This window comes from Diplocloster hominis, from assembly GCF_032380655.1.
GTDB classification, from domain to species: domain Bacteria; phylum Bacillota; class Clostridia; order Lachnospirales; family Lachnospiraceae; genus Diplocloster; species Diplocloster hominis.
In genome coordinates this window covers 153,975-167,329 of sequence record NZ_JAWDIY010000004.1, presented here as the reverse complement: position 1 = coordinate 167,329, position 13,355 = coordinate 153,975, and the positions used below count along the sequence as shown (strand labels likewise).

The 13,355-nt window shown below is 49.2% G+C and carries 9 protein-coding genes; 8 read left to right on the top strand and 1 reads right to left on the bottom strand.

Going from position 1 to position 13,355, the window contains the following annotated elements; translation table 11 throughout:
• Window positions 1–2: 2 nt before the first annotated feature.
• Window positions 3–4,589: a 3-keto-alpha-glucoside-1,2-lyase-like domain-containing protein gene (locus tag ABC831_RS05515; RefSeq protein WP_343247248.1), complete on the top strand. Its 4,587-nt coding sequence runs from the start codon at window positions 3–5 to the stop codon at window positions 4,587–4,589.
• 186 nt (window positions 4,590–4,775) lie between these two features.
• Here the strand turns inward: ABC831_RS05515 and ABC831_RS05510 are convergent, their stop codons facing one another.
• Window positions 4,776–5,591 (bottom strand): IclR family transcriptional regulator, encoded by an 816-nt coding sequence (locus ABC831_RS05510; RefSeq protein ID WP_343247247.1) that lies wholly within the window; start codon window positions 5,589–5,591, stop codon window positions 4,776–4,778.
• 420 nt (window positions 5,592–6,011) lie between these two features.
• Between ABC831_RS05510 and ABC831_RS05505 the strand changes: the two genes are divergently transcribed.
• The 7 genes from ABC831_RS05505 to ABC831_RS05475 all read left to right on the top strand — a co-directional run bounded on the left by ABC831_RS05505 (window position 6,012) and on the right by ABC831_RS05475 (window position 13,342).
• Window positions 6,012–7,430 (top strand): L-fucose/L-arabinose isomerase family protein, encoded by a 1,419-nt coding sequence (locus tag ABC831_RS05505; RefSeq protein WP_343247246.1) that lies wholly within the window; start codon window positions 6,012–6,014, stop codon window positions 7,428–7,430.
• A gap of 20 nt (window positions 7,431–7,450) precedes the next feature.
• Window positions 7,451–8,458, top strand: a complete 1,008-nt coding sequence (locus ABC831_RS05500) for a dihydroxyacetone kinase subunit DhaK (RefSeq protein ID WP_343247245.1) — start codon at window positions 7,451–7,453, stop codon at window positions 8,456–8,458.
• Window positions 8,459–8,590: 132 nt separating this feature from the next.
• Complete coding sequence (locus ABC831_RS05495) at window positions 8,591–9,289, top strand: dihydroxyacetone kinase family protein (protein ID WP_343247244.1); 699 nt, start codon at window positions 8,591–8,593, stop codon at window positions 9,287–9,289.
• Window positions 9,286–9,777 carry a ribose 5-phosphate isomerase B gene (gene rpiB / locus ABC831_RS05490; protein ID WP_343247243.1) on the top strand — a complete coding sequence of 164 codons (492 nt, stop codon included), beginning with the start codon at window positions 9,286–9,288 and terminating at the stop codon, window positions 9,775–9,777. Before ABC831_RS05495 ends, rpiB begins: the two co-directional genes overlap by 4 nt.
• A 401-nt stretch (window positions 9,778–10,178) precedes the next feature.
• Window positions 10,179–11,048 (top strand): carbohydrate ABC transporter permease, encoded by an 870-nt coding sequence (locus tag ABC831_RS05485; RefSeq protein WP_343247242.1) that lies wholly within the window; start codon window positions 10,179–10,181, stop codon window positions 11,046–11,048.
• Entirely contained in the window at window positions 11,045–11,896 is an 852-nt protein-coding gene (locus tag ABC831_RS05480) for a carbohydrate ABC transporter permease (RefSeq protein WP_343247241.1), read from the top strand. Before ABC831_RS05485 ends, ABC831_RS05480 begins: the two co-directional genes overlap by 4 nt.
• A 78-nt stretch (window positions 11,897–11,974) precedes the next feature.
• Window positions 11,975–13,342 carry an ABC transporter substrate-binding protein gene (locus ABC831_RS05475; protein WP_343247240.1) on the top strand — a complete coding sequence of 456 codons (1,368 nt, stop codon included), beginning with the start codon at window positions 11,975–11,977 and terminating at the stop codon, window positions 13,340–13,342.
• The last annotated feature ends 13 nt before the right edge of the window (window positions 13,343–13,355 follow it).

The following is a 13,355-nucleotide window of genomic DNA, read 5'->3' as shown; positions in this document are numbered from 1 at the left end:
GTATGAGAGGTATGAAGAACCGGGTTATGGCCTGTCTTTTAAGTACTGCCATGACAGTATCCGTATTAACGGGAATCTCCCAGCCGGCTTTTGCGGCGGATCAGCCGATCAGGCTTAGCAGGGAGGTTAATGACGCCGGATTTTTACCAGGCAGTGAGGATCAGGTAGAGGTGACTGTGGATCATCTGGAATCCGACCCGGTCCGGGAGGTACAGGTCTATAAGGATGGAGAGAATCTGGAACTGGGCCTGACCGATCTGGACAGCGTCAGGTACTATGTGGACTCCGTAACCGGAAGTGATGATAATGATGGACGAAGTGAACAGACACCATGGAAATCCCTTGATAAGGTCAATAATACGAAGTTCGAACCGGGCAGCAAGATCCTGTTCAAATGCGGTTCCGCCTGGGCTGGGAACCTGATCGTGAGCTCTTCCGGGGAGGAAGGAAAACTGATCGAGTACTCTTCTTATGGGGAAGGCGCCCGGCCGCTGATCATGGGTACCGGTGACGACCAGGACGGGCTGACCAAATCTGGTACGGCCGCCGTATTGATTAAGGACAAAGAATATGTACGGGTCAAAGGGCTGGCGATCACGAATCTGGGGAAGAAACCCGACGGTTCCCCCAACGATATAAAAGAACTGGGTGAAAATGAAGGGCTTCGAAGCGGTATCATAGTGATGGCTACCAGAGGGACCAGCACGGTTCTGGAGCAGATACAGGTCGTTGACAATGAAATATACAATGTAAAAGGTTCTTCCAACCGCTACCCGCCGGCGGGTACCTATGATATGTATCATAACGCCGGTATCTATATGTGGGTAGAAGGGACGGAAGGGGAAACGGCGCAGTTCGATCAGCTGCTGATCGAAAACAACATCATCCGGGATATGAGCTGCCAGGGGATCAATTTCAATGTAGAAGATGCGGGACATTATAATTTCCAACATGACAGGTATCACCAGGACGTGATCATCCGGGGCAACTCCATCGCCAGGACTGGGGCGGACGCCATCGTCACGGAATACTGCAACAACATCCTGGTAGAGAGGAATGTAGGATATAATGCCGGTGAAATGACGAAGGACAACAGACCGAGCGTAATCGCAGGGATCTGGCAGTCCAACACCAGCAATCCGGTATTCCAGTATAATGAATGCGCCAGGACCCGCTATTTCCGCGGGGATGGCATGGCATGGGATACCGACTGGGGTTCCGGCGGAACTTCTCTGTATCAATATAATTACAGTCATGAAAATGAAGGCGGTATGCTGATGGACTGTAATTTCAATTCGCCCAATTACGAGAACTGGATCATGCGCTATAATCTGAGCGTCAATGAGCCGGGAACCCAGTGGACCATCGTGACCCATAACCGGGGAAACCTGGAATTCTATAATAATACGGTCTATATCGCCCCTGGTGGCGGGAGGATCTATATCCATGAAGCCAGCGGGTTAAAGAATGAGTTTTATAATAATATTTTTGTAGCCGATGAGATTACCTATGACAATTCCATCTCTGCGTTCCGAAATAACCTGATCTGGGGACATGGAAACGAGGTATCCCTTCCGGCCCAGGCAGTCAATACCTATATCGCAGATCCGAAATTTGCGGATACCACCGCAGCGGACACGACCGGCGAGACGGTAAATTCTGTCCCGGTTCTGGCCGTACCCCATGCACTGGATGGAATGGACGCGGCCAGGGGCTGGCAGCTTTCTTCGGATTCTCCTGCGATTAACCGGGGGATCGGGATAGAAAACAACGGTGGGAAGGATATGCTGGGGAATCCCCTGTATCATGGCGCGCCGGATATCGGTATGCATGAATACCAGGGGGATTATACCGGAGATGGTTCTGTGGATAAGGCTGCGCATACGTCTGCTAATATTCAGATGGAGACCTATGACAGCACCGATGCCGCTAATGTGCGGACCAGCCGGATCAGCCCGGAATCCTTAAACGAAGTGATTGAGGGGATCAGTCCCGATGACAGTTTTGTATTTGAAAAGGTCGTTTTTGATCAGGAGGCACAGAGCTTTGTATGGACTTCGAAAGGGGAACAAGCTTATCAATTGAAAGTCCTGGCGGACGGTCAGGAACTGGGAACATTTGATATCGCAGCTTCCGATGACTATGACAAGCAGATCTTCCACTTTGACACACCGCTGTCTCCGGGAGATCATAGGATCGTGTTACAGTTTAGCGGGGACGGCGCCAAAGAGGCCCTGGTGGACCAGTTCGCGTTTACCCAGCTCAGCAAACCTTATGATATCCCATATACCTTTACCTTTGAGGATGGAGTGGATACCTGGAAAACGCTCGGCAGCGGTTTTGTTCAGGTGGAAGATGGGAAACTGGTGTATACGGCGAAGGATAACCCGGAGCGGTTTCTGCCGGACAGATCCCCGTTGGTTAAGGATGGCATCGTGGAAGGGGAAATCACGGCCGGCGGAAACGGCAGCACTACTATCCTGATCCGGTTTGATACCCTGGAGTCCTCTTTCGTCGAAGTGGGAATGGATGTTGGAAATTATTGGTTCTTAGGCGGAACGGGTATAGCGAACCAGGTATTTCCTTCCGGAAAATGTCCGGCTGTTACCAGCGGACAGACTTACCGGATCAAAGTGAAGTTTGTCGGAGAACATTTTACGGTTTGGATCGATGATAAGGAAGTATTTAACCAGGAAGTACCGGGGGCAAAGACCACATCGGGCGCTGTCGGAATCAATAAATGGAGCAGAGGCTATGCTTCTTTGGATAATCTGAAAGTAAACAGCGGTACCCTTAACGGACAAGTAATCGGCAGCAACGGTGTGGGAGTGGAAGGTGTGACCATCACCCTGGATGACGGAAGAGGAACACAGACAGACTCCAGGGGAAATTACACATTCTATAATCTGGTTTGGGGAAAAGAGTATACGGTTACCGGACATGCGCCTACCGGATCCTTGCCGGAGCAAAAAGTAACGACAAGCATGGATCAGGATACGGCTAAGCTGACGCATCAACTGGAGATCGCAGGCGCGGATAAAACGGAGCTGAGAGCCGCGATTGCAAAAGCGCAGAGCTATCTGGAAGGGGATTATGATCCGGTCAGCTGGGCGGACATGTCAGAAAAGCTAACCGCCGCGATTGGAGTGGAAGGAAATGTGAATGCCACTCAGGGAAATGTGGAGGATGCGCTGACAGAGCTGGAAGAATCGATGAATGCCCTGGTTATGATCGATACGCCTTTCGAACTGCCTTATACGAATGATTTTACGAATTCTCAGGCAGGATGGAAGGGAATGAGAAGTACATCCGCTGCTTCGGTACAGGATGGTAAGCTGTTCCTGCATTCTGGAGCAAGAAATGACTGGTATCTCTCCGGAAGGACACCGGAATTTGCGGACGGTACGATTGAATATGAGTTTACCCCGGCTGAACCCGATGGTGTGATCGGCGGTAAAGGGTCGATGATGTTCCGGGTCAGTGAAGATGGCTCCCAGTTCGTGGAAGTGGGGACGGATGCCCTGAATGACAGTTATTGGTTCCTGTCAGGAACCGGAGTAAGCGGTAATAAAGTATTCGCTGATGCGCCGAAACTGACTGCGGGGACGACATACCAGATGAAGGTTCAGTTCGAGGGAGAACATATTACGGTATGGGTTGACGGGGCGGAGCTCTTTAACGAGACGCTGGCCGGTGTCAGGACGCAAGCCGGCAGGATCGGTATTCGGACCTGGGATCCCACGAAGCTTTATTTTGACAATATCAAAGTTAGCAAGCCGGAAACAGAAAATATATCCGGGATATCTCAGGAGATATCTGGGCCGGCAGATACTGCGCCTAATACCGAAGAAAATGCAGCGGTAACGTCAGAAAGTAAAAATAGTGAAAGTACAGATCCTGATCAGACAGCTGCCGTGGTATCAGAAAATGACAGAAACATGGTACAAGCTGGGAATAGCAGTCTTAACAGCCAGGCAGGAACCGCATGCGCGTTCCAGCTGCAGTTCCCTGACGGGGAAATGGCGGATTACAGAATCGTAGCGTCTACTGTGTCCGGAGAAGAATTCATCCGGGAATTCAGGGTAGATAGAAAAGCGCCTGTAATACCAGGGATTACGGACGGGAACGAATATAAAGCATCCGTAAAAGTGTCTGTGCAGGAGGAGAATCTGAAGACACTGCAGATAAACGGCGTGGATGCTGAAAACGGTACAGTGGTTACCGAACCGGACACTTATCAGATTACAGCGATTGACCAGGCAGGAAATACGACAGTATTGAATTTCAGTATTAAGGATGAGAAACCGATCGGGCCGGATCATCCGAATGATCCGGATGTAGTTGACCCTGGAAAAGAGGAACCTGGAAAAGTGGAACCTGGAAAAGAAGATTCGGGAAAAGACGGGAATCAGGATAACGGTTCCGGGAATAGTAATGATTCCAGTCATGAAGCGGACAGGAGCGCCCACAGCGCGGAAACGTCTGATACGGGGAATATGGAACTTTGGATCTTCCTGCTGGCAGCGGCAGTCATGCTGTTTGCGGTCGTGAGAACGAATATGAAGTATAGTGGAAAAAGGAAGGAGTAAAATAAAGAAGATAAATAAAGAATGGTAAAGAGTTGAAAAGTTGAAAATCCAGAACGTTAAAAATTCAAAAGTAAGGTTAGCTTAGAGGCAGATAACTGCTGCAAAACTATTATGATTTGGTTTTGCAGCAGTTGTTTTGTACTTATTTGTTTCCCCCCATAGCAAAGCCAAACTAGGCCAGGAAACCTATTTTAATATCTGATAGTAAGAGTCTCCAGCTTGTGAATAACCCAGCGCGGATGAGATCTTTTGACATGCGGTGATCAGATTAGACAGCAGTAAGCGGGCACTGTCGGGGTCGGTATAGCGGTCTATGGGACCTGTCAGATTCAATGCGGCAACCGGATTACTGGTATAATCAAAAAGTGGGACGGCGATACAGCCGATCCCGGTGGCATAACATTCGATGTCTGTACCATAGCCCCGGTCCCGGGTGGCACGTATTTCTTCCAGCAGAGGATTAATCTCACAGACAGTCTTTGCCGTGCTCTTTTTCAGTGATTTTGTGACTGTCGGGATGAGAGCCTTTTGTTTGGCCTCCGGCAGTAAGGAAAACAGGATTTTCCCGCTGGCGCTGAGGTTGACAGGTATTTTCTCACCTAATTTTGCGATTATGGTAATGGTTGCATTACTGGGAATCACTTGTTCGATCGTGATAATGGTTCCGCTTTGCAGAACGCATAACTGGGCCGCCTGCTGGGTCTGTTCCGCCAATTTTTTCATGTGGGGCATGGCGATTCTTCCCAAAGGGGAACCGTCATAAGCGGTCTGGGCAAGACAGTAGAGCTTATAGCCCAACACATAGCGGTCAGGCTGTTCAGATTCCAGACGCAGGTAATTATGATCGGTCAGACATTTTACGATACGGAAGAGGGACGCATTCGGGATACCCAGTATCGAAGAGAGATTCTTTATTGTCTGTGGTTCATGGTTTTGCGCCATGTAATCCAGAATCTGAATGGCCCGGTCCACAGCCGGCGGATATATATTTGATTCATTCATCAGATTGTCTCCTTACATTTATTTCCCTATATCTCATGATTTTTATTATACCATAACGATGGAATGTAGCAAGTTGAAGTTACGGTGATTTGATATACGATTTTTAATTTGCGAAAGATAATTATTATATCATATATGAAATATAAAATTTTTATATGAAATATTGACCTTGTTTGGAAACAGGAGTATAATATCATATATAATAAAATATATTTCATATATGAAATAAAATGGAACTGGAAGTAAGGTGAAAGGAGAGTGTTGCTATGGGGAGTTAAGGAAATCCTATGTTGGACCAGATGGGTATATTAAGGGATTATGAGAATCATCGGGTGTCTATCTGGGACAGAAGCGGTAAAAATACAGATTGGTATTTCGCTGAAGGAACCGGGTGCATTAAAATAGAAGGAGGTAGTCGTATTGAACTTAAAACCTAAAATAGGAATCCTGGGATTCTCCGACGGAGAGCCCGAGGTACATGAAGACCTGAAAGAGATCGTGCAGGCCCAGCTGGATGCCATCGCAAACGCGCTGGAGGAAAGCGGTGAGGTGGAGGTGATCCGGGCGGCACGACTGGTCAATTCAGTGAAAACAGCGAAAGAAGAAGCGGAAAAGCTGGCACGGCAGGGTGTGGATGGAACGATTTTTTCCTATGGGGTATTCAGCTTCCCAAATTTTTCCGTAATTGCTGCCCAAAACGGCAGGGGACCTTTTCTGTTGGCGGCGAACCTGAATCCGGACTGGCCCGGGATGGTGGCCATGCTGGCCAGCGGCGGCGCGCTGCATCATCTGGGAATTGATCATTTCCGGGCGGCCGGCGATGTATCAGAACCGGAGGTACTTCAGAAGTATCTGACTTTTGCCAGATGCGCGATGGTAGTGAACCGCTTAAATGGGCAGAAATACGGACTGATCGGCGGCAGAAGCCTGGGAATGTACAGCGCCACCGTTAGTATGCAGGACTGGCAGAAGCAGTTCGGTGTGGATGTGGATCATATGGATCAGTCAGAGATTCTACGGGTGGCGGAGGAGATCCCGGAGGAGCAGGTGGATAAGGCATTTGACTGGCTGGGCAGCCATGTGAAAGCGATCGAGTATGACCAAAACAGATTGACGCCGGAAAAACTGAAAACACAGATCCGGCATTATGAGGCACTGAAAAAGATTGTTCACAAAGAAGCCTATGATTTCGTCGGTGTGAAATGCCATTATGAGATGAGCCGGCACTACTGCACGGAATGTATCAGCGCGGCATTTATGAACGATCCCTATGACTGGGACGGCGAAAAAGAGCCGGTGGTCTACGCCTGCGAGGCGGATTCCGACGCCGCGCTCACCATGCAGATTCTGAAATTGCTCACAGGCGATCCGGTGATTTTCATGGATGTGAGGCACTATGATAAAGAAAATGATGTGATGGTGTTCTGCAACTGCGGTTCCCAGTCCACCTGGTACGCAGGGGCCTCGGACGATCCGGCCGATAATCTGAAGCATGTGACCTTGTATCCCTGCCTTCCCATCTATGCGGGCGGCGGCTGTCATGTAAACTGTATGACGAAAGCGGGGAAGGCCACGCTGGCCAGACTGAACCGGACGCAGGGCCGCTATCGGATGACACTTATGACGGCGGATTTCGTGGAACTGCCGGAGGAGAAAATGGCGGAAACCACAAAAGAGTGGCCCCATGTGTTTGCCAGACTGCCCTTTGACCACAGCATTTTCCTGGAGAAATTCGACGCAAACCACTGTCATGCGGTTTATGGGGACCATGTGGATGAGCTTGAGATGATCTGCCGGATGCTGAATGTGGATGTGGAGCTTTTGACAGAGGGAAGCTGACCGGAAAGGATGGTACATAGATGCAGAGAATTATGAAGAATCCGGACGAAATCGTCGATGATATGCTGAGAGGATTTTTGAAGGCCCATGGCGATTTGGTTGAGAAGACTTCGAACCCCAGGGTAGTGAAAGCCAAAAATATTAAACCTGGAAAGGTGGGAGTCGTGACCGGCGGCGGTTCAGGACATAAGCCCGCATTTATCGGTTATGTGGGCGAAAACCTGTGTGATGCGGCCGCAGTGGGAGAGATCTGTACGTCTCCCACGGCATCCGCGTTTCTGGATGCGTTCCGGGAAGCGGACCAGGGCCGGGGCGTCGTCTGCCTGTACGGAAATTATTCCGGCGACAATATGAACGTGAAAATGGCTGTTAAGATGGCCCGACGGGAGGGAATCGAGGTTCGGACCGTGGCGGCAAATGACGATGCAGCTTCGGCGCCTGCGGATCAGCGGGAAAAGCGAAGAGGGGTCGCGGGAGAAGTGCTCATGTGGAAGGCTGCAGGCGCGAAAGCGGCTATGGGAGGCAGCCTGGACGAGGTCGCGGCCGCGGCCCGCAAGGCGGTCGACCACACCAGGAGTATCGGGATCGGTCTGACTCCCTGTACTCTGCCGGCTGTGGGGCATCCGAATTTCGAGATCCGGGAGGGGACGATGGAAGTCGGAATCGGACACCACGGAGAACCGGGGATCGAGGTCTGTCCGTTAGAGAGCGCGGACCGGATGGCACAGCGGATGCTGGATGTGGTCATTCCGGACGGACCTTTTGTACCGGGCGACGAGCTGGCGGTACTGGTCTCGGGGCTGGGGGCGACCCCGGTCATGGAATTATATGTGCTGTACGACGAGATAGAGGCCAGGTTGAAGAAGGAGGGGTATCGGGTACACAAAGCATATGTGGGAAATTATTTTACATCCCTGGATATGATGGGCGCCACCTTAACCGTGATGAAACTGGACGAAGAATTAAAGGAATTAATCGGTTATCCAGCGGTCAGTGTGGGATTGAAGCAGACGGCGCTGCAGGGATGAATTGGATGTCGATGGGAAAGGCATCTTCGAAAAGTACAGCATGACATAACAGGATTGAAAATACAAGCAGAATACAGATGATGAGAAGCATTAAGACAAAGCGAAGGATTATAACAAATAGGGAGTGGAAATGTGGATACGTTTGACAATCGCAGCGGAAAAAGAATCCTGACCGGAATGGTAAGGGTGATTCAGGAAAATAAAGAGTACCTGGGCGAAGTGGACGGGCTGATCGGGGATGGCGACCATGGAATGAATATGAATAAAGGCTTCACTTTATTCCAGGAGAGATACCGGGAACAGGACTATAGCTTTACAGAAGGTCTGGAATATCTGGGAGGAGTTCTGTTCAATGAGATCGGGGGCTCCATGGGACCCATCTATGGTACTCTGCTGAGTGCCATGGCAGATGCGGCAGGGGAAGCCGATACCGGTAAGAATTCCATATTTGATGCCGGTTCCGGGGAATGCAGGATTGACCTGGAGTGTTTCAGCCGGATGCTCTCCAAAGGGATGGAGGAATTATTTGACATCATCGACGCCAGAACGGGCGATAAGACCTTAGTGGATACCCTGTATCCGGCGGTGGAAAGCCTTCGGTCTTCCGTGAAAGGAAATTTATCCTTTCGCGAAGCTCTCGGGCTTATGAAGAAAGCGGCTGAGCTGGGCCGGGATTCTACCGTGGAGATGATCGCCAGATACGGGCGTTCCAGCCGTCTGGGCGAGCGTTCCAGAGGCGTGCCGGACGCGGGGGCGGTATCCTGCTGCCTGCTGCTGTCGGCTATGGCGGACGGAATTGTGGAGCTTTTAGATTCAGGGGGGATAACATGAAGCTGGCGATTGGATGTGATGAGGCGGCATATCATCTGAAAATGATCCTGATGGAGCATCTGCGCAGACAGGAGATAGAGGTGGAAGATTTCGGAGCGGCTCAGGGGGAGAAGGTGCTCTATCCGGATATCGCCTATGCTGTGGCTGACGCGGTCGCGGCCGGCCGCTTCGAGAGAGGGATCCTTCTGTGCGGAACCGGGATCGGTATGGCCATGTGTGCCAACAAAGTTCCGGGAATCCGGGCGGCGGTATGTCATGACCCATTTTCCGCCGAACGGTCCCGCAAGAGCAATAACGCACAGATCCTGTGCATGGGTGAGCGTGTGATCGGGGAGGAACTGGCGAAATATCTGACGGATGTCTGGCTGAACTGCGATTTTCAGGGGGGCGGCTCCGCTCCAAAGGTAGAACGGATGATGTCGCTTGAGAGGGAACACATCCGGCAGTATGAGGAAGGAAATCGAAACGCTGGAAAAATAGTAGAATGATAGAAAGAAAAATTGAAGCTGATTCAGAAAGAGAACCCCGGGACGGTCTGTATCCCCGGGGTTCTTTGTATGAAAAAATATCTGTCAAAATTATTTCGGATTAAACCGTGTTTATTATAAATAAAGCATTGAAACATACGGAGGAGTATGTAGCTCGTAGTGCATATGTGCTGAAGTTGTGGGGAAAAATGTATTGTATCCTGGAAAAATTTACAACTCCTTTTGCAGTTCCTATAATAAACCCATAACCCGATACAAAATGGTTAAGAAGTAACTCAAAAAGGTTATGGGGGTGATTGCTGTGAGAAGCTGTGTATGACATTATAAACTCCAGATAGACATGAATGGAAATATCTGGAAGAAACGTATGGCGTTGGAATTATGTATTCCGGAGGATTATAATGAAACGTAATAGAAAAATGATAAATGGAAAAAAGACGTCACAATATGTATTTCTTCTGCCGGGGTTTCTTATGTTTTCGTTTTCCGTACTGATACCGCTTTTCAACGGAATACATATTGCATTTACGGATTGGAACGGAATCACGACGGATTACAATTATGTAGGATTTAAGAATTTTATCAGTGTATTCCGTGATCAGCGGCTGATCGATCCGATGATCAACTCCATAAAGTTTGCGGTCCTGGGGACAATCGGGAATAATGTGATAGCGCTGGGAACCGCGCTGCTGGTGAACCAGAAAACAGGGAAACTCAGTAATATTGTCCGCGTCATATTTTTTATGCCGGTATGCTTTAGTTCGATCCTTACGGCATTTATCTGGAATTTTATATATAAAGAGGTATTTTCGCAGCTATTCCAGATTAAAAGCTTACTGGGCAATCCGGATTGGGTAATTCCGGCTATCGTAATCATGGGCCTTTGGAACACTTGCGGGATCAATATGCTGATCTATTTATCCGGTATTAAAAATATACCGGTAGAACTGGTAGAAGCGGCAAAGATCGATGGGGCAACTGTATTCCAGCGGTTCCGGAAAGTGACGCTGCCGCTTTTGGCGCCCGCCTTTTCCGTTTGTGTGACGTTATCGCTGACCTCCTGGCTGCGGGAGTTCGCCATGACGCTGTCGGCCACCAGAGGCGGACCGGGAGGGGCGTCGAAGACAATGTCTATCTACATATTTGAAAATCTGTATACTTACAACAAAGCCGGTTACGGGCAGGCAATCGCCTTGCTGTTCGCTGTATTCCTGATTCTGATTGGAAATCTTGTAGCATCGTTCTTCAGAAGGAAGGAGGTAGAGCTTTGAAACGTTACCGGAGACATTCAAAAAGACTGATTGGGAAAATGCCCGTCGTGATTGGCCTGTTATTGGTCACTGCAGTTTTTTTGTTCCCGATCTACCTGGCTGTCATTACTTCCTTTAAGACACCGTTGGAAATCGCGGATTCGATTATGGCCCTGCCAAAATCGCTGAACATCGAAAACTATATAGAAGGAATGAAGAAAAGTAATTTTGCCAGATCATTGCTCAACAGCGTGATTGTGACCTTTCCATCGGTGGCCATGATTGTCCTGTTCTCCGCCATGGGCGGCTATACGATCGCTAGGAATGGCAAAAACAACCCCTTCTTAAAATTCATGGATAAAGTATATTTATCCTCCCTGATGATCCCGTTTCAGATCATCATGATTGCAGTGTATAAAATATTCAAAGGATTAAATCTTCTGAATTCGCTGACAGGAATGATCATCATGCTGACCGGATACAGTATCGCCTATGCGACCTTCCTGTTCGTCGGGTTCGTCAAATCGGTTCCGGTGGATATGGAAGAAGCGGCGCTGATCGATGGGTGCGGGCCTTACCGGGCATTTTTTATCATCGTATTCCCGCTGTTGAAACCCATAGCGGCAACCGTGGCCGCCCTGCATGTCATGTGGCTTTGGAATGATTTTAATATTGCAGTTATTTTATTGCAGAAGGATGAGATCAGAACGCTGACCGTCAAACAGTATTATTTCTTCGGGGAACATGTGTCGGATTATGGTATGGCTTTTGCGGCATCCATTATCTGCATGATTCCGGTTTTAATCTTTTTTGTGGCTATGCAGCGGTATCTGGTGGAAGGGATATCTTCCGGAGCTGTGAAAACCTGATCGGAATCTCTCTGGGCAGGATAACAGCAAAACTGTAAAATAAAGGAATCGAGAAAAGGAATAGAAAAGGAGAAAAGTATGATTCGAAAAAGATTATGTGGGTTACTAGCCTTAACAGCTATGATAGTGATGTCGCTTCCATTGGCCGGATGCCAGAGCAAAGGGACGGACGCTTCTGAGCCTGCGGCCCAGGAAAAGGCGGAAGAGGCAGTTCCGGCCGCAGATGACAAGAGCGGGGAACCGGCCGCAGACGCAGGCAGTGAGAACCAAATTACCGATAAGGAAATCTCTTTTACCTGGCTCCACCACCTGCGCGAGGAGGGGAAACAGGCTTGGGTACAGTATCTTGTGGATACATACCAGCAGAAACATCCCAATGTAAAAATTAATGTGGAGCTGCAGACGACGGATAACTATATGACCGTGCTGAAAACAAAAGTGGCTTCCGGGGACGCGCCCATGATCTTTGACCTGGAACCGGTATACCTGACGGAATTCCAGATGGCCGGACACCTGGCGGACGTAAGTGATGTGGATGGGCTTGAGAATTTTGATGCAGACCTGCTGGTAGAAGGACAGCGGGAGGGCAAACAGGTGGGAGTCCCTCTGGACGCCAATGGATTCTGTGCTTTCTACAATAAAGAAGTGTTCGAAAAATATGATCTGAAAGTGCCTGCCACAATATCGGAATTTAAACAGGTATGTGAGACACTAAAGGACAATGGGGTAACACCCATCGCAGTCGGTTTTTCAGAAGTGTGGTGTATGAGAAGATACAGCGATATCTACACGGATGTGGCCTGCGTGGCAAAGGATAAGGACTGGTTCACCAATAAGATGAACCTGAGCAGCAAATTCTCGGATGACCAGGCATTTAAGGATGCCATGAACATGTTTATGAGCAACCAGGATTACTGGGGCAGTGATCCCTATGGAACAAAATGGAACGACGCTATGAATGAGGTGGCTACCGGGGAAGCGGCTATCGCGATCTGCGGTTCCTGGACCATCGACGGCGTATTAGGGATCAATCCGGACGCACAGCTGGGCGCATTCGCGCTTCCTACGTCGGAAGACCCTTCCGGAGCAATTATGGAACTGAAGCCAGGCAACAGTTTCTGCGTCTATAACTCCCAGGATGCGGATATGCTGGCTGTGGCGAAAGATTTCTTCCAATTTATGTGCTCCCAGGAATCAGCGGAATATTATGCTGTGAATGCCCACGGCATTACGGGATGTAATATTGATATTGAAACGCTGGACGCCCTGAATGATATTACCGCATACGAGGGGGATCAGTTATATGTGATGTCGGGTGTGAACGGATTTACTTCCGAGTATCAGGACATCGTGTTCGAAACGCTGCAGAGCCATGCCATGAACGGAAGCTTTGATGTGGACGCTTACTGCGCGGATCTGGATAAACAATTTGCTTCGTTAAATTAATCAAATAATCAGG